Genomic DNA, 19,508 nt, shown 5'->3' with positions numbered 1-19,508 from the left:
GCGAGGGCCCGTCCTTCGGCGCCGTCTTCACCGCCGAACTGGACCCGAGCCAGGCCATTTTCATTCCCCGCGGCGTGGGCAACGCCTTCCAGACCTTGGAAGACAACACCGCTTACACCTATCTCGTCAACGACCACTGGTCCGCAGACGCCCAGGGCCAGTACACGTTCCTGAACCTCGCGGACGAGACGGCCGGCATCTCCTGGCCGGTTCCGCTGGACGATGCTGAGCTTTCCGACAAGGACAAGGCACACCCCCGCCTCGCGGACGTCGTGCCGATGCCGGCCAAAAAGATCCTCGTTGTCGGTGCCGACGGACAGCTGGGCAAAGCGCTGCGGGAACTGTACGACGGCGACGCGACCGTTGAGTTCGCCGGCCGCGCCGGCTTCGACCTCGGCAGTGAAGCGGCCTTCGCGGAGCGGAACTGGAAGAACTATTCGACAGTCATCAACGCCGCCGCCTACACCGCTGTCGACACCGCGGAAACCGCGGAGGGGCGCGCCGCCGCCTGGGCCGTTAACGTTGCCGCCGTGTCCCGCCTGGCCCGGGCCGCCGTCGAACATGACCTCACCCTCGTGCATGTCTCCTCGGACTACGTCTTCGACGGCGTCCGCAAGAACCACGACGAGGCTGAACCCTTCACTCCGCTGGGGGTGTACGGCCAGACCAAGGCAGCCGGCGACGCCATCGTCAGTGTTGTTCCCCGCCACTACATCGTCCGGACCAGCTGGGTCATCGGTGAAGGCAACAACTTCGTCCGCACCATGGCGTCCCTCGCCGGCCGAGGCATTGAACCGTCCGTGGTCAACGACCAGATCGGCCGGCTCAGTTTCACCGCGGACATCGCCGCGGGCATCCAGCACCTGCTGGCATCAGGCGCCGCCTACGGCACCTACAACCTGAGCAACGACGGCGAACCGCAGTCATGGGCGGACATCGCCGCAGACGTATACGAGCTGTCAGGCCAGCCCCGGACCGCCGTTACCGGCGTCAGCACCGAAGAATACTTCAAAGGCAAGGACGCAGCGCCCCGGCCGCTGAACAGCGTGCTGGACCTGGCAAAAATCCAGTCCACAGGCTTTCAACCGGCCAGCGTTGCCAGCAGGCTGAAAGAATACTTGAGCTAGCCGGAGGGCACCGGCGAGGCCTGGGCCGGGCATGAGTTGCCGGATTCAGGGCCTTGGCGGCGGCATCGGGCTCCGGTGCCGCTGCCAAGCCGGAGGCGTGCCATATGCAACAATTGATCTGTGAGTCGCACCTGGATCGTAATCCCCATGTACAACGAGGCTACTGTCGTAGGTTCGGTCATCGAGGGGCTGCGGAAGCAGTTCCCCCACGTCGTTTGCGTTGATGACGGCAGCACGGATGGATCACAGGAGAAGGCACGGGCGGCCGGCGCCGTCGTTGTTCAGCACCCCATCAACCTGGGACAGGGTGCCGCGTTGCAGACCGGCATCGAGTTCGCCCTGCAGGATCCGGAACTGGAGTGCATCGTAACGTTCGACGCCGACGGCCAGCACCGGGTTGACGACGCTCTGGCCATGGCGCAGCGGGTGAAATCGGGGGAGGCCGAAATCATCCTCGGCTCGCGCTTCCTGGACGACCGCACAAAGCTCTCGGCCGCGAAACGGCTCGTTCTCAAGACGGCAGCCATTCAATCCAGGCTTGCCACAGGCATGAACCTGACCGACGCGCACAACGGGCTGCGAGCCTTTAACCCCCGTGTCGCCTCCAATATCCACCTGACCCAGAACCGGATGGCCCATGCTTCCGAGCTGGTGAACCAGCTGGCCAGGCTCAAGCCGAAATACGCGGAGCACCCCGTGGAGATCATCTACACGGACTATTCCAAGTCCAAGGGACAGTCCCTGCTGAACTCGGTCAACATCGTGGCCGAACTGTTCTTCAAATAGCCCCCAGTTCTTCAACAAGCCAAGGTGTCGGATTGCTAATCATTGTCCAAATTGTCCTCGTTGCTGCCGTCATGGTGGTCTCGCTCGCCCTGATGCGCGGCGGTTCCAACGCGCGGCACCTGGCCGTACGCCGCATCCTGCTGATGATCTTCGCAGTCGTCGCGGCACTGTCGGTGTTCTTTCCCGAGGCGCTCACTCGGGTTGCGGGGTTCCTTGGCATCGGACGAGGAACCGACCTGGTGCTCTATGGCGCGGTAGTTTCCCTCTTCGTTTTCATGGCAACCACCTACCAGCGCTTCCGCCACGCTGAAAACGCCCTCACTAAGCTCTCGCGCCGCATCGCGATCGATGAAGCCGAGAAACCCGGGCAGCTGAGCTAGTGGAGGAGACCTCCGCCACCTCCCAAATCACGCGAAAGCCAATGGCCGCTTCGGCTGCCTCGAGCCGGGTTGAGCCGCGGGGTTCCGGACCGCGCTGGGGCAAGGCGCTGGATCCGCGCAACAACAGCATGAACATGATCAGGCTGGGCCTGGCTGCCATGGTGCTCTTTGCCCACAGCTTCTATCTGGCCGGTGCGGGGGAAGGGCCCCATCTTCGCGGTGAGAACCTTGGCGGCTGGGCTGTTGCGGGCTTCTTCGCCCTCAGCGGATACCTGATCACAGGGAGCCGCTTCACCAACGGCCTCGGCGAGTACCTCGTACACCGCGTCGCCAGGATCTACCCCGCGTTCCTGGCGTGCCTCGCGGTCACGGTCCTGGTGTTTGCCCCGCTCGGATTCCTCCGCCAGAACGGCACTTTGGCGGGCTACTGGACCACGGAAACGACGCCGCTCCGGTTCGTCTTTTCCAACCTGTTCCTGGAGATGAAGAACTACGATGTGGCCTTCACTCCCGCGACTGTGCCCTTTGCCGGCTCGTGGAACGGTTCACTGTGGAGCCTTTACTACGAATTCCTCTGCTATCTGATCATTGCGGCCATCGGCGGCCTGGCCTGGGTCCGGCGCTCACCGGTGCCGCTCGCTCTGGCGTTCGGCGCAAGCGTCGCAGTCTACGCGAACCTGCCGGCCATCATGCCCCTGCTGCAGGACACTGATTTCTCCCTGCTGGCGAAATTGGTGCCGTTCTTCCTCGGCGGAGCCCTTGTCCAGTCGATCTCCAAATGGGTTGGCCTTCATTGGGCCACCGGCCTCGGATCCATCGCGGCGGCCGCGCTCTGCATTTTCGCTTTTCCCGTATGGGGAGGCCAGCTTGCCGGCCCGTTTATTGCATACGGCCTGTTGTGGGTCTCGTCAGTGCTGCCCTCACCGAAGCTGATCCGGACCCACGATGTCTCCTACGGGTTCTACATCTACGCCTGGCCCGTTCAGCAGCTGTTGGCGCTCTATGGTGTGCATAACCAGGGCATGGCAATCTACATCCTTTCCTCCGCTGCCGGCACCCTGGTCCTGGCCACGCTCAGCTGGCTGCTGGTGGAGCGGCCTGTGATGCGTGCGGTCCGGCGGCGGCGCAAGGCATCGGTGCCGGCTGCAGTTCCGGCAGCGGCGCCTCCCGAAGCCGCGAACGACAGCCTGTCTGTGCCTGCTGACTCCCCTGCGGAAGCCGGAGTCACCACGGCAGGAAGACGTTAGCACGACGGCATCGCGACCGCGGATGCGTGGATGGTCCGCGGAATCGACGCAAAAAACGAGGGCCTCGGGTAATCGATTGAGTGTAGTCACCCAATCGATACCGGAGGCCCTCGTTTTGTTTGCCCAAGCAAACGTCAGCGGGCAGTAAACCTAGAGCTTTGCCTCTGCCGGCAAGCGCCCGTCGATCCATTCGGCGAGGCGTGCAATGCCGGCCTCCAGATCGTAGCGGGGTTCCCACGGCAGCGCGGCCTTGGCCGGCTCCACATCGGCCCATGCATGCCGTACGTCGCCCTGGCGGAACTGGCCCGTGACGTGCGGCTCCGGTGCGCCGTAGTGGCGGCTGATGATCTGGGCGGCCGTCCGGATGGTCTGGAATTCACCCGATCCGATGTCGAGGGCACCATCATGTGCCTCGTCAGCGACAGCGGCTGCAACCACAGCTGCGGCGACGTCGTCGATCAGCACGAAGTCGCGGCGCACCTCGCCGTCCTCGTAAAGCGGGATGGACTTCCCGGCTTTTGCCATCCGGCAGAAGAGGGACATGATCCCCGTGTACGGGTTGATGAGGGACTGGCCCGGGCCGTAGACGTTCTGGAGGCGCAGCACGGCGGCTTCGACGCCGTAGGACTTTGCCCACGACTCCAGGATGTTCTCCTGGGCGAGCTTCGTGGAGCCGTACACGCTGACCGGAGCCGGGGCAACGACGGCAGCGGACATGGCCACGGGCTGGGCCGCGGGGAAATCCCACTGTGAGCGTGACAGGATTTCGTTCGATCGCTGGCCGGGATAGAACAGGGTTCCGTCCGCGTCCGACTTCCAGGCGCCTTCTCCATATACAGCGCGGCTGCTCGTCAGGACGATGCGGCGCGGCAGCTTACCGCTGCGGTTCAGGCCGTCCAGCATCTGCGTGGTGCCCACCACGTTGGCGATTGCGTGTCGCGTGGATTCCTCCAGCGACTGTCCGGTTCCGGTCTCGGCGGCAAGGTGAATCACGACGTCGGGCGCGACGTCCGGGAGCACCTCGTCCCAGGTCTGAGCCTCAGTGATGTCACGAACGATCAGCTCGACGGCGGGGTCGAGTTCCTCCGGCCGCGACTGGCTGGCGTGGATCTGCGGGTGCAGGCTGTCCACAGCTACCACTCGGTCGAACGCCGCAACCAGGGCCGGGGAAATGGCGCATCCGATAAACCCGGCGCCTCCCGTCACGAGGACAGTACCCCGTTTGGCAGTGGACGTTGTTGATGACGTTGAGGGGGTCACTAGTGAGGCCTTTCTGGGGCGGACATCTGCAAGGTCCAGTTTCTCATAGGACAGGCACGGCTCAGTGACCGAACGCGTGCCTGAATGTGGCCTTGACCGCTTTCGGATTGCGGGAGAGCAGGGCTCCGGGCATGAGTGTGACGGCGTGCAGGCGCGAGGTCCAGCGCACACGGGCTGCCACCGCGGCCTTCTTCCAGCCCTTTGCCCGGCAAAGGTCCTCGGCAATGCGGGCGTACTCCCGGTCGCCGGCGAAACGCGTCCCGTCGGTCAGCGTCGCCGCCGAGGCACTTGCGGAGTGGCGGCGGTAGGAGAACGCCAGGGTCGGGACGTGAACCAGCGATCCGCCCTGCAGGACGATGTCCATTACCAGCGCCAGATCCTGGACGATGGGGAGGCCGTCGCGGAAGCTGACCTTGCGGATTGCGTCGGTCCGGAAGGCGAGGGAAGGCCAGTACAGCCAGTTGCCGCCCAGGAGACTGACGGCGAGGGATTCCCCGGCAAGGACGGTTGTGGCGTTGGTTTTGGGTCCAACGAACTTCCGCTTAACGGAATCGGCAAGGGACCTGACGATCTGCCCGGTTTCATCGATGACCTGCACTCCGGGCTGGATCACGGAGGCGTCCGGAAAATCGCGGTGGGCCTGCAGGACTACGTCCACATAGTTCGGCAGCAGCACATCATCGCAGCCAAGGATCACCATGAGATCCTGCGTGGCTTCGGCAACACACGTGCGGTAGTTCTCCGTAATACCTTTGTTGGATTCGTTCCGCTGGTAGGTGACCCGTTCATCATCGATCGTCGCGAAGTACTCCTGCACGGAGGGATCGGGGTAGCAATCGTCGATGACCGTGAGTTTCCAGTCCCCGTTGGTTTGTGCAAAGACGCTCGCGACTGTTTCCTTGAGCAGCGAAGGATCGCCCCAGTACGGTACAAAAATATCGAGCGGCATTTTCCAACTTCCACGGGTTGTCGTAGCTCAACTGAGCTCGTTCAAGGTTGCCGGGGCGGCGGCTTCAATTGAGTGCCAGTCCGTATCCGACACTAATATGTTGCCATGACCTCCCACGTTATCCGGCCATTGACCCCTGCTGCCCCGGTTCTTAACGGATGACGCACACTGAAGGCAGGGCACAGCAGAAGTCGACCATTGCTGCACGCCAGGCCGCTTCGGTCGGTTTGGCGTCGATTGCTTCGGCTGCAGCCGGGTACCTGGTCATCTGGTTTGTGCCGCGTGTACTCAGCAAGGCAGACAACGCAGAGTTCCTGGCGTTCTGGTCCGCGCTCTTCCTGCTGTTCGGTATCCTCGGCGGCCTCCAAACGGAGATCATCCGGTACGTGACCGCCTTGGGCTCGGCCCCTTCCGCCACGCCCGGCGGCACGGAGAAGCCGCGAACGGTTCCCCTCTTCGCAGTGGTCTTCGGCATCGCCGCCGGCGTCGCACTCGTATTGGTGATGACGTCGCTGCTGTGGGGCCGGGCAGTGCTGGGACCCCACTGGGTGGTGCTGGTTCTCGTCCTCGCCGGTGCCGGCGTGGCCTTTTCCGTCCATGCCGCATTGGCGGGCGTCCTCAGCGGCCGGCACCTCTGGGGCAACTTCTCGGTCCTCGTCGCTTCCGAGTCCTCGTTCCGGCTGGTCCTTGTCCTCATCGTCGGTTTGCTGGCGGGATCCACTGCAGGGCTGGCGGCCGCGGCGGCAGCCGGGGCCCTCGCCTGGGCGCTGGTAGCCGTCTTCAGCCCTCAACTGCGGTCGGCGTTCAGTATGCCGTTGGCCGTTCCCGTCAGGGACTTTGCACGAAAAGTGGGCCACGCCAGCATCTCGACGGCCGCCAGTGCGTCACTCGTTGTCGGATTCCCGATTCTGTATCGGATCACGACGCCGGCTGATGTCTACCTCGCGTCGGCCCCTCTGCTGCTTGCCATCCTCCTGACCAGGGCGCCGCTGATGGTTCCGCTGGGAACCTTCCAGAGCGTCGCCATCGCCCATTTCGTCCGGCACCGCGACCGCGGCCTTGGGGCCCTGCGGCCGATCGCCCTCGCCATTACCGGCGTCGCGGTTGTTGGCGCCGTGGCGGCGTACTTCGTGGGACCCTGGCTCATGGTCCTGCTGTTCGGCCCGGACTACCACGTCGCGCCGTGGATCCTCGCCGGGCTGACCGCTGCCGCTGCAGTGCTGGCGCTGCTTACCCTCACCGGCGGTATGTGTGTAGCCCTCAACCGGCACCGGGTATCTTCTGTCGGCTGGGTGAGTGCAGGCGTCCTCACCCTGGTGGTCCTGCTGCTGCCCCTCGACGCGGACCTCAGGGCCGTCGTGTCCCTGATGGGTCCGCTGCTGGGCGTCTCCATCCACACCGTGGCACTCTCACGCCGCACTGCTGCCCCGTCGGCGTAGGACCTCGCGGGGCCCCACGCTCGGGAGCCATACGCCTCGGGCTGCAGTGGGGGCGCTAACTCAGTAGCGGGTAATGGTGAAGCCCGCCGTTGCACTCCATTTGATGGAGCCGCCCTTGAAGTACTGCTCGCAAGTATCCGCGGTGCAGGTTTCGGTGCTGGTGGGGAATCCAAAGAAGCCGTTCTGGGCCCCGTTGGTCCGCCACACGCCGCCAATGCCGCTGTTGTAGACGGCGCCCATGCCCACACCGGATGCCCAGAGGATCTCTCCGCCGGCGAACGACTGGGTGCATGTTGTTGCTCCGCAGGTTTCCGTCGTCGTGGGGAAACCGAGCCGGCCCGATTCGGAGCCGAGCGAGCGCCACAGGGATCCGATGCCCCCGGAGTACACCGCGGCAGTGCCGGTTGTGGAGGACCATAGGATGTCGCCGCCGGCGAAGCTCTGGCGGCAGGAGCTGACGAGGCAGGTCTCGTTGCTGACGGGGTAGCCCAGGCGGGCGTTCTCGGCTCCGAGGCTCCGCCAGAGTCCGCCGATGCTGCCGTTGTATACCGCCCACTGTCCGGTGGCGGGGGTCCAGTAGATGGTTCCGCCGCTGAAGGACTGCTTGCAGGTGCTGCCGGCGCAGGTTTCATCGGTCGTAGGGTAACTCAGGCGGGCCTTCTCGCTTCCCATGGCCGCCCACAATGACCCGATGCCCGTACCGCGGAGCACCCCAAACGCAGGGGTCGCAGCGGTGGGGTCCTTGAGGATCCGGCCGCCCTCGAAGTCCTGGAAGCACTCCTTTCCGTCACAGAAGTTGGTATCGCTGATGGGACTGCCGAAGCGGCCCTTCTCGGCTTGGAGTGCGGTCCACTTCTTGGAAATTTCGCCGTTGACGATGGTCCGCGTCCCGGATTCCGGGGTCCAGAATATTTGGCCGCTGACGAAAACCTGGCGGCAAACTGATCCCTCACAGCTTTCGGCCGTCCGGGGTGCCCCGAGCTGGCCCGAGAGCCCGCCGTCGGCCTGCCACTTGCTTCCAATGGAGGTACGCCAGACCGGGACCGCCCCCGTGGCGCCGGTCCACACCATGGTTCCGCCCTGGAAGCTCTGGACGCACGAGGTGTCGGTGCACGACTTGTTGTTGGTGGGATAGCCGAGCCGGCTGGTTTCGCCGCCCAGTGCCTCCCAGGCCGTTGCGATGTCACCGGACGTGACGGCCCAGGAGCCGGTGGCGGCTGTCCACAGGATCTTGCCGCCTTGGAACGACTGGCTGCAGGCAGTGGCGGAACAGGTCTCGGAGGCCGTGGGGTAGCCGAGGCTCCCGGAGGTGCCGCCCATGGTCTGCCAGCGTGCGCCGATTCCGCCGTTGAAGACGGCGGCGGCGTTCGTCGAGGTGGACCAGTAGACCGTCCCGCCTACGAAGGTCTGGGAACACGCGGTGGCAGAGCAGGTTTCATCTGTTTTCGGGTAGCCAAGGCGGCCGTCGACGCCGCCCCAGCCGCGCCAGGTGCCGCCGATGGAGCTGAAGTAGACGGCTTTCGCGCCGGTGTTGGCCTGCCAGATGATCTGGCCGCCGGCATACTGCCGGTAGCATCCGCCGGCCGGCAGACCGCAGTAGAGCGAATGTGTCTGGGCGCCGAGCCGGCTGGAGGCGCCGCCCATCGAGTTGTACTTGTTGAGGACAGGATCGAAGCCGGTTGCGAGTGCCTGGAGTTCGGCGTAGCTGCCGCTGAAGACGTTCGAATCGCCGGCGAACGGGCCCAGGCTGCTGTACTGCCAGATATCGTAATTGGTCCAGCCGGCCGGCAGGACGCCCGGCGAGACGGTGCGGTATGACGCGATATGGAGCGGCTGGTTTTTGAACGCCGGGCTGTTGCCCGTGCACTGTGTCCACCAGTCTGTGGTGGTGTAGATCGCGGGATAGCGGCCTGTCCGGGTGTACATCGTGTTGGAGAAGTCCGCAATCCAGAGGACCATCTGGCTCTGGGACATGTTGTAGCAGGTGTTGCCCAGTTCCGGGTATGGGTTGTACTCGATGTCCAGCAGGGGAGGCAGGGTGGTTCCGTCGCCGCTCCAGGCACCGCCGTTGGACGCGAAGTAGTTCGCCTGCGAGGCGCCGGAAGAAACGTTCGGGATCGCGAAGTGGTAAGCGCCCCGGATCATGCCGACGCTGCGGGAGCCGTTGTACTGACTGGAAAAGTAGGGGTTGAGGTAGCTGAGGGATTCTGTCGCCTTCACATAGGCGAACAGCCCGCCCATGTTGCGCTGTTCCTGCCAGTTCACCGCTCCCTGATGGCTACTGACATCGAGCCCCTGGATGCCGGGCGGCATGTATGTGGCCTGTGTCGAAGCCCCGGTTGATTCGGTGGTTGCCCTGATCCCGAGCTTTTGCTGCAGCCCCTGGCCCATGTGCGCGCCATCTGCCCCCTGGGCGGCCTTGAGCTTGGCCAGCGTCTCTGCGTCGACTGTTGATCCCGGCGGAACGGACTCGGCGGCGGTCGGCGCCGGGCTGGGCGCGGGTGCCTCGCCCGACGACGGAGCCGGAGCGGGCGCCGTCGGGCTTTCAGTTGCGGTGGTCGCCGTAGCCGGCGCCGCAGGGGAGCCGGGCGCCGGTGTGGGCGTCGACGACGGTGACGGCGCCACCTGTTGGGCGGCAGATGCCGGCAAGGCCGGCACGAAGGAACTGCACACCAAGGCTGAGGCCAGAAGGGCCGCGGCCAGTACCCGTCCGCCCAAGGAAGTTGCTGCGCCCGCACGTGCGCCTGTGACTTTGCTGAGACTCATGTTCTGCTCCGGCCGGCAACGCGCAGATCCCCACACATCGCGAAATTAGAAACCTATTGGTTTTGTCATTTCGGACGGTGGGGACAGCTGGGCCGTTCCGGATCATCTTCATGACCCGGCCAATGTAGCACCAATGTTACGGGTGTAACCAGAGTGCAAGTTGTTACCAAAGTGACCCCAGCGGGCGCCTATTTGTCTGCGAGGAGTGCCTGGTCGTGCCGAACCATGGCAGTAACCAGGGCGTCGAAATCCACTGACGGATGCCAGCCCAGCCGGGACGAAATCTTGGAGATGTCGCCCCTCATCTCTGCAGCGTCGGTAGGCCGGGCCAAGGACTCGTCAACGTCCACCACGGCGCGCCAGTCGTCAATGCCCACAGCCTTGAAGGCCGCCTCCACGAAATCCTGGACGGAGTGCGAGACGCCGGTCGCGACGACAAAGTCGTCGGGCTCGGATGCGTGGATGATCCTGTCCATGGCGTCGACGAAATCCGGAGCCCAGCCCCAGTCCCGGATTGCGTTCAGGTTTCCCAGCGACAGCTTGTCCAGCTTGCCTGCCGCGATGGCCGCGGCTCCCGATGTGATCTTGCGCGTGACGAATTTTGCCGGCCGCCGCACCGACTCGTGGTTGTAGAGAATCGCAGAGGAAGCGAACATGCCCCGGCTCCGGTAGACGCTGACGGTGTGGTGCGCCAGCGCCTTCGCGGCACCGTAGGGGGAGATGGGCCTGATCGGCGTGGACTCGCTCTGCGGTGCCGACTCCGCCTCACCGAACAGCTCGGCACTCGAAGCCTGGAGAAAGCGGATCTGCTTGCCGGTGGCCTGCTGCAGCTGCCAGATGGTTTCCAGCATTGAGACGACCGAGGCACCTGAGATCAGCGCCGTGTCGTACGGGTGCTGCCACGACTGGTACACCGAGCTGATGCCGCCGAGGTTGAAGACCAGGTCAGGCTTGACCGATTCCAGAATGGAGCCCACATCGTCCGGGCGGGAAAGATCGCCGAGGTGGTACTCCACCCCGTCCACGGTTGTTTCCCCCTCATGCGCTCCCGGCTGCAGTGCATGGCGGACGAGGCCATGGACTTCCCAGCCGCGGGAGAGCAGGGATTCGGCCAGGTAGGACCCGTCCTGGCCCGTTACTCCGGTAAGGAATGCCGTGCCGACGGGAACGGGTCCCGCCTCGCTGAGCGGGTTCACCGCATCAAGGCAGTCTGCTCGGCAATGTCGTTCTCAACCATCATCTTGACGAGTTCGTTGAAGGAGACCTTTGGCTTCCAGCCAAGCTTCTCCTGGGCCTTGGACGCGTCACCGATCAGCAGGTCGACTTCGGCGGGGCGCATGAACTTGGGGTCCTGCCGGACGTACTGCCGCCAGTTGTCCAGGCCCGCGGCGTCAAAGGCAGCCTGGAGGAGTTCTTCGATGGAGTGCGTTGCACCGGTGGAGATGACGTAATCGTCAGCCTCGGGCTGCTGCAGCATCAGCCACATGGCTTCCACGTAGTCCCCTGCGAAGCCCCAGTCGCGCTTGGCGTCCAGGTTGCCAAGGACGATTTCTTCCTGGAGTCCGAGCTTGATCCGTGCGACCGCCATGGAAACCTTGCGGGTGACAAACTCCGGACCCCGGCGCGGCGACTCGTGGTTGAAGAGGATGCCGCTCGATGCGTGCATGCCGTAGGACTCGCGGTAGTTGATTGTCATGTAGTGGCCGAAGACCTTGGCCACACCGTAGGGGGACCGGGGCCAAAGGAGGGTTTCCTCGGTCTGGGGCACCTGCTGGACCTTGCCGAACATCTCGGACGAGGACGCCTGGTAGAAGCGCACCCTGGAGATGTCGTCCCCGGCATAGAGGCGGGTTGCCTCGAGCATGTTCAGCACGCCCTTGCCGGTGACGTCTGTGGTCAGTGACGCGTTCTCCCAGGAGTAAGCCACGAAGGAAATCGCCCCGAGGTTGTAGACCTCGTCCGGCTGGGCAACGCCGAGCACCCGGACCAGTGAGGAGACATCGGTGAGGTCGCCGGTGAGCAGCTTCACGCCCGGAACGGTCTGGCGGACCAGATCGTGCTTGGGGTTGTTCTGTCCTCGGATGAGGCCGAATACCTCGTAGCCTTTCGAGAGAAGGAGCTCTGCGAGATACAGGCCGTCCTGGCCAGTGATTCCGGTGATTAGCGCACGGGGCATGGGAAGAGGTCCTTACAGATTGTTTGCGGGGCTACAGCAACTATATATGGCACGGAGCTTTGGCTCAGAGGCGGCGTGTACATGGTGATCAAACGGTGCTCGCTGCTGTGGCGCGCTGATTGAGTGCATAGCGGTAAGCCTGTTCGTGCACATTGGCGCAGTGTTCCCAGGTGAACTTGCGCACCTGCTCCAGGCCAAGCCGCTGCAGCTCGTCGGTCCTGGCGATGGCGTTCCGGATCGCCGTGGCGATGGCCTCAGGGTCCTGCGGATCGAACAGTTCGGCGGCGTCTCCAACAATTTCCGGAAGTGAGCCTGCGGTTGAGCTTGCCACGGGGCAGCCCGAAGCCATGGCCTCCAGCGGCGGCAGACCGAATCCCTCGTAAAGGCTGGGGAACACCATGCAGGCGGCGCTCCGGTACAGTTCCCTGAGCTCGGCGAGCGGGACCAGGCCGCGGACCTCCACGTTGGCGGGAATGTCCGTCAGCGTGTCCAGGGCCCCGCCCGTCAGGATGAGGCGCAGCTCGGGGTTGGTGACTTCAAGCAACCGCATGGCTTCGAAAAGCTTGGCGTGGTTCTTGTGTTTCCACCCTCGGGCCGGGTACATGATGAAACTTTCGCGCGGTCCGAAATTTGGTATGAATTCTTCGGCGTTGACGCCCAGGTGCGCGGTGAAAATCTTGTCCGGCGCGATGCCGAGGTGCTTGACGATGCTGTCTTTGGCAAAGTCGCTGATGGTCACGATGGCGTCCGCGTCGCGGGCGGCTTTCTCATAGAAGACCTTGCGGTAGAGCTTGTCGGCGGTGCCGAACAGTTCGGGAAGGTCAAGATGCTGAACGTCCAGAAGTGTCTGAACAAACGGCGTTCCCTTCGGCGGCTTCGGCAGTGGAACGGTGAAGGGGACATGGAAAACGTCCATTGGGCGCATCCTGCGCAGAATAGAGCTCCTCGTGACGAGGCCCTTGGCCAGGGTGGCAAGGCGTGCGATGGTTGAGGCGCCGCCGGCCAGCCCGGGAATCACGACTTCATCCGCGCCCTCGCTGAACCCGCGCCCGGATTCGTTGACATAGCAGGTGGGATTCACCGCCGGGGAGGCACCGAGTTTGCGGACCAGTTCGCGTGCATAGGTTTCGCTGCCTCCCATCCCGCCCGGGACAAGTGTGAGCATGGAAACCCCCACCTTCAACGCGTCTGAGGGGCCGGTTTGGTTGGCAGGCGAAGTGCCGGGCTCGGAGGTCGTCATGCTGAACATACTAACGTTCGAGCTGGATCCAGAGACTTCTGCCGGTGTGGATCACAGCTGCCGCATGCGCTTGTTTCGGTTCGTTCACACAACGTCCGGCAGCGGCGTGACTGTGACCAGTCCTCAACGCCGTCCTAGACTAGAGCCCATGAAGGTATTGGTCACCGGCGGCGCCGGCTACATCGGATCGCACACGACGCTCTGTCTGCTGGAAGAAGGGCACGAGGTCGTTGTCCTCGACAACCTGATGAATTCAAACCGTGAGTCGCTGCGCAGGGTGGAGCAGCTCAGCGGAAAGAAAATCGACTTCCGCGAGGTTGATCTGCTCGATGCGGCCTCTGTGGACCGCCTCTTCGCTGAGGACAGCTTCGACGCCGTCATCCACTTCGCCGGCCTCAAGGCCGTTGGGGAGTCGGTCGCCAAGCCCCTCTGGTACTACCAGAACAACGTGGTCGGCACCCTGAATCTCCTGCACAGCATGGACCGGGCCGGTGTTCGCCGCCTCGTCTTCAGCTCCTCCGCCACGGTGTACGGGGCGTCCGAGGAAGTGCCCCTGATCGAGAAGGCGCCGCTGGACGCCACCAATCCCTACGGCCGAACCAAGGAACAGATCGAGGACATCCTCTCGGACCTTGGTGCGGCCGACCCGAGCTGGAGCATAGCCCTCCTCCGCTACTTCAATCCCGTCGGTGCCCACGAATCGGGCCTGATCGGCGAGGACCCGGTCGGCGTACCCAACAACCTGCTGCCTTTCGTGGCCCAGGTTGCGGTGGGGCGACGCGAAAAGGTCATGGTTTTCGGGGATGACTATCCGACGGCGGATGGCACCGGTGTCCGGGACTATATCCACGTGATGGACCTTGCAGCCGGTCACCTCGCCGCGCTGGGCTACCTGCAGGACAAGGCCGGTGTTTACCGCTGGAACCTTGGAACGGGCCGTGGGTCGTCCGTCCTTGAAGTTATTGAGGCCTTTAGCCAGGCAGCCGGAGTGCCCGTACCCTACGAGATCGCTCCGCGGCGGCCCGGCGACGCTGCTGTCAGCTATTCGGATCCTTCCGCGGCACTGGCGGACCTGGGCTGGTCAGCCCGGCGGAACCTGGCAACGATGTGCGAAGACCACTGGCGCTGGCAAAGCAGGAACCCCTCAGGGTACGAAGAGTCGGTGTGATTTAACGCCAGGTTCCAAGGGACCTGACCCCGGGTTATCCACAGCAATGAAGATGTGACTTGGCCTACATGTGTATGCTCCCTTAGCTTTAACCCAGTTGTACTGCCTCAGTCGGGGGCGGCAGTCGTATTGGGGAACACATGGATGCTGTTCGAATCGTGGAGGACGAGGTCCGCGAGCTGATCCGGCGCCGCGGCCTGGACCCGCTGCGGCAGGCAGGCGAGGTCAGGCGCCTCGTCGAGGCGGCCGTCAGCGACTACGACGAACGCGCACTGATGGGTCCGCTGCCGCCGATCGGCCCGCTGGAGACTGCCCGCCGATATGTATACGACGCCGTAGCCGGCTTTGGCGCGCTGCAGCCCCTGCTGGATGACCCCACCATCGAGGAAATCTGGCTCAATGCGCCCAACGAAATCTACGTGGCCCGGAACGGCGAGTCTGAGCTCACGTCCCTGAGCCTTTCGGACCAGCAGGTCCGGGACCTCGTGGAACGCATGCTGAAGAGCTCGGGCCGCCGCCTCGATATGTCCTCGCCGTTCGTGGACGCGGCCCTCCCCGACGGATCCCGGCTCCACGTCGTCATTCCCGATGTGACACGGCGTCACTGGGCCGTCAACATCCGAAAGTTCGTGGTCAAGGCGAGCCGGCTCGAACACCTGGTGGAGCTCGGCACGCTTACTCCCCAGGCGGCGCGGTTCCTGGGTGCCGCCGTGGCCAGCGGGCTGAATATCCTGGTTTCAGGGGCGACGCAGGCCGGTAAGACCACCATGCTGAATTGCCTGGCTGCCAGCATTGGCGCCCGGGAGCGCGTCATCACGGTTGAGGAAATCTTCGAACTGCAGTTTCCATTGCGTGACGTTGTCGGTTTGCAGTGCCGGCAGCCAAACCTTGAAGGCGAAGGTGAGATCCCGCTGCGAAGGCTGGTCAAGGAAGCCCTCAGGATGCGGCCGGACCGCCTCGTGGTCGGAGAGGTCCGTGAGGCCGAAAGCCTGGACATGCTGATCGCCCTTAATTCCGGGCTTCCAGGGATGTGCACCGTCCACGCGAACTCGGCGCACGACGCCGTCACCAAGCTGTGCACGTTGCCGCTCCTTGCCGGTGACAACATCTCAAGCGCGTTTGTCGTGCCGACGGTTGCCTCGTGCATTGACCTGGTGGTCCATTGCAGCCGGCAGTCCAGCGGGCGCCGCCAAGTGACGGAGATCCTGTCGCTGGGCAGACGCGTTGAAAACGGAATTATCGAATCGTCGATGGTGTTCGCAATGGCCGACGGACAGCTGCACCCCAAGGCCAACTCCATGCCGGCCGCTGAGAAGTTCGCCACGGCCGGATTCGACGTCGCGGCCCTTCTGGAGGTCCGCTGATGGCACCCGTGCTGGGCGTGCTCTTCGGTACCGGGCTGTTCCTTATTTGGTGGTCTGCCTGGGAGCAGCCCGAGAAGGCCAAGCGACGGCCGCGGTCCAGCCGGCTCGAAGACCTGCTGCGTGCAGCCGGGATTGAAAACGTCTCGGGACTGGGCCTGGCATCCACCTGCTGGGGCCTCGCGGCATTTGTCGGACTGATCTTCTTCGCGGTGACCCGGTCCTGGCCCATTTCAGCCTGCTTCGGCCTGTTCGGTGGGTGGCTCCCGATGGCTGTTGTCAGATGGCGGGCCCGCAAACGCACGGCGACGCTGCGCCGGTTGTGGCCCGATGTTGTTGACCATCTCCGCTCCGCGATCAGGGCCGGGCTGTCCCTGCCGGAAGCGCTGATCCAGCTGGGTGAAAAGGGCCCCGAGGAGCTGCGGCACGTGTTTCGCGACTTCGGCGCCGACTACCGTGCCGGCGGCCAGTTCGATCCGGCCCTCAACAGACTTAAGGAACGGCTGGCAGACCCCGTCGCCGACCGGATTGTGGAGGCACTCAGGCTAACGCGTGAGGTGGGTGGTTCAGACCTGGGGCGGCTCCTCGGAACGCTTGGCGAATTCCTCCGGGAGAGCGCCAGAACCAGAAGTGAGCTTGAGGCCCGGCAGTCATGGACGGTGAACGCGGCCCGCCTTGCGGTGGCCGCGCCCTGGATTGTCATGGTGCTGCTGGCCACCCGGCCGGAAGCAGTCGCCGCTTACAACACCCCGATGGGGGCGGCCGTGCTCCTCGGCGGGCTGGTTGTGTCCGCCATCTGTTACTCCGTCATGCTGAGGATCGGTGCCCTCCCCGAAGACGAGCGGGTGCTCAGGTGACCTCGCCGGACGCAACGGCCCTGGTCTGCGGGATCCTTCTCGGTGCGGGACTTTGGCTTCTGGTGGTGCGGCTGCCGTTCATGCGGCCAATCAGCTTCACGGAACGGATTGAGCCCCAACTGAAATCGCAAAATCTGGAGTCCAAGCTGCTGTCGGCCGCGAATGAAACCCTCACGCCATTTGGTCCCCTGGAGCGCATATTGCGTCCGGTCCTCAAGGACGGACTCTCGTTTCTTAGCCGTTTCAATTTGGGGTCGTCGGCATTGGGCCGCCGGCTGGCCCGGGCCGGAATCCGGAAGTCAGCCGTCGACTTCAGGGCAGAACAGCTGCTGTGGGCAGTCACGGGATTCACTGCGGCCACCGGCCTGGTAATAATCGCCGCCGCATCGGGACGGTTCAATCCGTTCCTTGCAGTCGTCGCCATATTGGGCACTGCCCTTGGGGGATTCCTTTTCAGGGACTACTGGCTGGGTGCCCAGATCAAACGGCGGGAGAAGCGGATGATGGCTGAGTTCCCAAGCCTCGCCGAACTAATGGCACTTGCCGTCGGTGCGGGTGAAAGTGCCACCGGTGCACTTGACCGCGTCTGCCGCAGCTCACACGGCGAACTCGCCAAGGAATTTGAGCTGGTTCTTGGGGAAACACGCGCCGGAAAACCACTGATCGAAGCCCTGCAGCGGTTCTCTTCGCGGACCGACCTGGGACCCCTGGTGCGGTTCGTTGACGGGATCATCGTGGCAGTGGAGCGCGGAACACCCCTTGCAGATGTCCTACGGGCCCAGGCGCAGGATGTCCGCGACACTGCAAAGCGCGAGCTGATGGAATCGGCCGGAAAGAAGGAAATCGCCATGATGGTGCCGTTGGTCTTTGGTGTCCTTCCGCTGACGGTCATCTTTGCCGTGTTTCCCGGACTCGCGGCCATCAGCCTCGGACTATGACGTAATCCAGATCGCCCGGACCGCCGGGAAAACCCAGCCGCAACCACAGAATGGAAGCTAAATGAAACACCGCGGAATCCGCGCCTTGGCCCTGATCCACACATTTACCCTGATGGTTTGGCCGTCTGCGGTCTCCGGGACGGGAGCCCGGGCGAGCAAGTCCCGGGACGGGGACCATCCCGAACGGGGCGACGTGCCCGGCTGGGTAATGATCACGTTGATGTCCGCGGTGCTGGTCGCCGCCCTCTTGGCCCTCGCCGGCCCTGCCCTGGAGGGGCTTTTCAACCAGGCCATGGACAAGGTCGGAAACTAGCACATGCCTGTGGCGGTCCCGGTGGCGGAAGCTGCCTGCAGGCGGACGGCAGTACAGCCAGCCGGGTGCGGTGGCACGCCCCGGCGGGAACGCGGCTCCGCCGTTGTGGACTTTGTCCTGGTCGGCAGCCTGCTCACAATGTTCTTCCTCGCGGTGATCCAGCTGGCGCTGGTCCTGCACGTCCGCAACACACTGATCGATGCTGCGGCCTCGGGGGCAAGGTACGGCACACTCGCCGACCGGAACGCCGCCGACGCAAGGGACCGCACGGGCGAACTGATCGGAATGGCCCTGAACGAAGGTTTCGCCAAGGACGTGACCACCACGGAAGTCACATTTCAAGGAATCCGTGCGCTCGAAGTCACGGTCCGGGCGCCGCTGCCGGTGATCGGCCTGATCGGTCCACGAGAGGCTCTGGAGGTGAAAGGCCATGCCGCCATCCAGCCGTAGATTTCCATCAAGGCTGACAGGCCGTTTGGTGGAAACTGCGGGCCGCGCCGGGACCGCCGGGTCCGATCGGGGGATCCAAAGCGCCCGCGCACACGAATCCGGACCGGGCACAGCGTCCGGAAACGGGACAACACGCCCGGGGGAGCCGGGGAGTGCCGTCGTCGAATTCACGTTCCTCGCCCTCCTCCTCATGGTCCCCCTCGTGTACTTCATCATCACGGTGGGGCAGATCCAGGGTGGGGCCTTCGCCGTGGTCGGTGCGGCCGACCAGGCCGCCAAGGTCTACGTTGCCCAGCCCGACGCGGAAAGCGGCCGTGCGGCTGCCGAGCAGGCAGCCATGCTCGCCCTCGCGGACTACGGGCATCCGGCGGACAACGCACGGATGGACGCAAGTTGCCAGCCGTCGGACTGCCTCGCCCCGGGGTCGGCCGTCACCATCACCGTCCACCTCACGGTCCCGCTGCCATTTGTACCGTTCAGCGATTCGTTCCGTCTCAACGCAAGCCAACTGGATGCCTCGGCCACCCAGGTTGTGGGGCGATTCCGATAACCGTGAACAACCCGAGCCCTGAACCTGACAAGGAGGACGGGCAGATGATGGTCCTCATCATCGGCTACGTCCTCCTTGCGCTCCTGGTCACCACCGCAGTCATGGCGGCATCCTCTCTCTACCTTGAACACAAGAAGCTGCTGTCGGCGGCAGACGGCGCATCCGTGGCAGCGGCGGACAGTTACACACTCGGCCAGGTCGAGACCGAAGGCGGAAGCCCCACTGCGCTGCTCAACGGCGCGCGGGTGCGGAGCGTCGCCGCCGAATACCTCATCCGGAATGACGCCCATGCCAGCCTCGACGGCCTCGCTGTCGCGCCGGCCACCGGAAGCCCGGACGGTTCAACCGCCGTCGTTGTGCTGACCGCGGAGGTGCATCCCCCGATCGTCAACTTCCTCATCCCGGACGGAATCAGGATTGAGGCGACATCCACCGCGCGTTCCCGGCTCGTCCGATAGCCGTCCGGAACCGGTGAGAGCGGCTAGGAAGGATAGCGTAGGC

At 64.3% G+C, this 19,508-nt stretch carries 19 protein-coding genes; 13 read left to right on the top strand and 6 right to left on the bottom strand.

What is annotated here, in order from left to right:
• From AB0N24_RS09715 to AB0N24_RS09700, 4 genes are all read left to right on the top strand, one after another.
• Positions 1 to 1,127: sugar nucleotide-binding protein (locus AB0N24_RS09715; protein WP_364123216.1), on the top strand; the 1,127-nt coding region annotated here is incomplete at its 5' end.
• A 120-nt stretch (positions 1,128 to 1,247) separates the two neighbouring features.
• Positions 1,248 to 1,913, top strand: coding sequence for a glycosyltransferase family 2 protein (locus AB0N24_RS09710; protein ID WP_364123214.1), 666 nt, complete (start codon positions 1,248 to 1,250; stop codon positions 1,911 to 1,913).
• A gap of 32 nt (positions 1,914 to 1,945) precedes the next feature.
• On the top strand, positions 1,946 to 2,293 hold the full coding sequence (locus AB0N24_RS09705) for a DUF2304 domain-containing protein (protein WP_214953084.1): 348 nt from the start codon (positions 1,946 to 1,948) through the stop codon (positions 2,291 to 2,293).
• Between the two features lie 41 nt (positions 2,294 to 2,334).
• A complete protein-coding gene (locus AB0N24_RS09700) occupies positions 2,335 to 3,540 on the top strand; it encodes an acyltransferase (RefSeq protein WP_364123212.1) in 1,206 nt (401 codons plus the stop codon).
• A 150-nt stretch (positions 3,541 to 3,690) separates the two neighbouring features.
• Here the strand turns inward: AB0N24_RS09700 and AB0N24_RS09695 are convergent, their stop codons facing one another.
• Together AB0N24_RS09695 and AB0N24_RS09690 are read right to left on the bottom strand one after the other, a co-directional pair.
• Positions 3,691 to 4,800: an NAD-dependent epimerase/dehydratase family protein gene (locus tag AB0N24_RS09695; protein WP_364123210.1), complete on the bottom strand. Its 1,110-nt coding sequence runs from the start codon at positions 4,798 to 4,800 to the stop codon at positions 3,691 to 3,693.
• A gap of 61 nt (positions 4,801 to 4,861) precedes the next feature.
• Positions 4,862 to 5,749, bottom strand: coding sequence for a glycosyltransferase (locus tag AB0N24_RS09690; protein ID WP_364123208.1), 888 nt, complete (start codon positions 5,747 to 5,749; stop codon positions 4,862 to 4,864).
• Between the two features lie 158 nt (positions 5,750 to 5,907).
• On the opposite strand from AB0N24_RS09690, the gene AB0N24_RS09685 reads away from it, so the two are divergent.
• Positions 5,908 to 7,188 carry a hypothetical protein gene (locus AB0N24_RS09685; RefSeq protein WP_364123206.1) on the top strand — a complete coding sequence of 427 codons (1,281 nt, stop codon included), beginning with the start codon at positions 5,908 to 5,910 and terminating at the stop codon, positions 7,186 to 7,188.
• Between the two features lie 60 nt (positions 7,189 to 7,248).
• Here AB0N24_RS09685 and AB0N24_RS09680 read toward each other — a convergent pair whose 3' ends face one another.
• From AB0N24_RS09680 to AB0N24_RS09665, 4 genes are all read right to left on the bottom strand, one after another.
• Entirely contained in the window at positions 7,249 to 9,954 is a 2,706-nt protein-coding gene (locus AB0N24_RS09680; protein ID WP_364123204.1) for a GH25 family lysozyme, read from the bottom strand.
• Between the two features lie 188 nt (positions 9,955 to 10,142).
• Complete coding sequence (locus AB0N24_RS09675) at positions 10,143 to 11,150, bottom strand: GDP-mannose 4,6-dehydratase (protein WP_364123202.1); 1,008 nt, start codon at positions 11,148 to 11,150, stop codon at positions 10,143 to 10,145.
• Positions 11,147 to 12,130, bottom strand: a complete 984-nt coding sequence (locus AB0N24_RS09670) for a GDP-mannose 4,6-dehydratase (RefSeq protein ID WP_364123200.1) — start codon at positions 12,128 to 12,130, stop codon at positions 11,147 to 11,149. Before AB0N24_RS09670 ends, AB0N24_RS09675 begins: the two co-directional genes overlap by 4 nt.
• Positions 12,131 to 12,218: 88 nt before the next feature.
• The gene (locus tag AB0N24_RS09665) at positions 12,219 to 13,370 is read right to left on the bottom strand and encodes a glycosyltransferase family 1 protein (RefSeq protein ID WP_364123198.1); all 1,152 of its coding nucleotides are present in this window, start codon (positions 13,368 to 13,370) and stop codon (positions 12,219 to 12,221) included.
• A gap of 148 nt (positions 13,371 to 13,518) precedes the next feature.
• Between AB0N24_RS09665 and galE the strand changes: the two genes are divergently transcribed.
• The 8 genes from galE (at position 13,519) to AB0N24_RS09625 (ending at position 19,465) form a co-directional block, all read left to right on the top strand.
• A complete protein-coding gene (gene galE, locus AB0N24_RS09660) occupies positions 13,519 to 14,538 on the top strand; it encodes a UDP-glucose 4-epimerase GalE (protein ID WP_364123196.1) in 1,020 nt (339 codons plus the stop codon).
• A gap of 140 nt (positions 14,539 to 14,678) precedes the next feature.
• Complete coding sequence (locus AB0N24_RS09655) at positions 14,679 to 15,902, top strand: ATPase, T2SS/T4P/T4SS family (RefSeq protein ID WP_364123194.1); 1,224 nt, start codon at positions 14,679 to 14,681, stop codon at positions 15,900 to 15,902.
• Entirely contained in the window at positions 15,902 to 16,756 is an 855-nt protein-coding gene (locus AB0N24_RS09650) for a type II secretion system F family protein (RefSeq protein ID WP_364123192.1), read from the top strand. Before AB0N24_RS09655 ends, AB0N24_RS09650 begins: the two co-directional genes overlap by 1 nt.
• Positions 16,753 to 17,694, top strand: a complete 942-nt coding sequence (locus tag AB0N24_RS09645; protein WP_364123190.1) for a type II secretion system F family protein — start codon at positions 16,753 to 16,755, stop codon at positions 17,692 to 17,694. Before AB0N24_RS09650 ends, AB0N24_RS09645 begins: the two co-directional genes overlap by 4 nt.
• Before the next feature lie 112 nt (positions 17,695 to 17,806).
• Complete coding sequence (locus tag AB0N24_RS09640; protein WP_364123237.1) at positions 17,807 to 18,007, top strand: hypothetical protein; 201 nt, start codon at positions 17,807 to 17,809, stop codon at positions 18,005 to 18,007.
• 3 nt (positions 18,008 to 18,010) lie between these two features.
• The gene (locus AB0N24_RS09635) at positions 18,011 to 18,457 is read left to right on the top strand and encodes a TadE family protein (protein ID WP_364123188.1); all 447 of its coding nucleotides are present in this window, start codon (positions 18,011 to 18,013) and stop codon (positions 18,455 to 18,457) included.
• A 28-nt stretch (positions 18,458 to 18,485) separates the two neighbouring features.
• Positions 18,486 to 19,007 (top strand): hypothetical protein, encoded by a 522-nt coding sequence (locus AB0N24_RS09630; protein WP_364123186.1) that lies wholly within the window; start codon positions 18,486 to 18,488, stop codon positions 19,005 to 19,007.
• A 44-nt stretch (positions 19,008 to 19,051) separates the two neighbouring features.
• Positions 19,052 to 19,465 (top strand): pilus assembly protein TadG-related protein, encoded by a 414-nt coding sequence (locus AB0N24_RS09625; protein ID WP_364123184.1) that lies wholly within the window; start codon positions 19,052 to 19,054, stop codon positions 19,463 to 19,465.
• The last annotated feature ends 43 nt before the right edge of the window (positions 19,466 to 19,508 follow it).

This window comes from Arthrobacter sp. NPDC093128, assembly GCF_040683875.1.
GTDB lineage: Bacteria > Actinomycetota > Actinomycetes > Actinomycetales > Micrococcaceae > Arthrobacter.
The sequence above is the reverse complement of the archived record's forward strand: the minus strand, read 5'-3'. Positions and strand labels throughout refer to the sequence as shown.

Bases quoted from the DNA above. Each gene is read 5' to 3' on its own strand.
- AB0N24_RS09700 (WP_364123212.1), top strand. From the start codon at position 2,335: ATGGCCGCTTCGGCTGCCTCGAGCCGGGTTGAGCCGCGGGGTTCCGGA.
- AB0N24_RS09690 (WP_364123208.1), bottom strand. From the start codon at position 5,749: ATGCCGCTCGATATTTTTGTACCGTACTGGGGCGATCCTTCGCTGCTC.
- AB0N24_RS09685 (WP_364123206.1), top strand. From the start codon at position 5,908: ATGACGCACACTGAAGGCAGGGCACAGCAGAAGTCGACCATTGCTGCA.
- AB0N24_RS09680 (WP_364123204.1), bottom strand. From the start codon at position 9,954: ATGAGTCTCAGCAAAGTCACAGGCGCACGTGCGGGCGCAGCAACTTCC.
- AB0N24_RS09670 (WP_364123200.1), bottom strand. From the start codon at position 12,130: ATGCCCCGTGCGCTAATCACCGGAATCACTGGCCAGGACGGCCTGTAT.
- AB0N24_RS09665 (WP_364123198.1), bottom strand. From the start codon at position 13,370: ATGACGACCTCCGAGCCCGGCACTTCGCCTGCCAACCAAACCGGCCCC.
- galE (WP_364123196.1), top strand. From the start codon at position 13,519: ATGAAGGTATTGGTCACCGGCGGCGCCGGCTACATCGGATCGCACACG.
- AB0N24_RS09655 (WP_364123194.1), top strand. From the start codon at position 14,679: ATGGATGCTGTTCGAATCGTGGAGGACGAGGTCCGCGAGCTGATCCGG.
- AB0N24_RS09650 (WP_364123192.1), top strand. From the start codon at position 15,902: ATGGCACCCGTGCTGGGCGTGCTCTTCGGTACCGGGCTGTTCCTTATT.
- AB0N24_RS09640 (WP_364123237.1), top strand. From the start codon at position 17,807: ATGGTTTGGCCGTCTGCGGTCTCCGGGACGGGAGCCCGGGCGAGCAAG.
- AB0N24_RS09635 (WP_364123188.1), top strand. From the start codon at position 18,011: ATGCCTGTGGCGGTCCCGGTGGCGGAAGCTGCCTGCAGGCGGACGGCA.
- AB0N24_RS09625 (WP_364123184.1), top strand. From the start codon at position 19,052: ATGATGGTCCTCATCATCGGCTACGTCCTCCTTGCGCTCCTGGTCACC.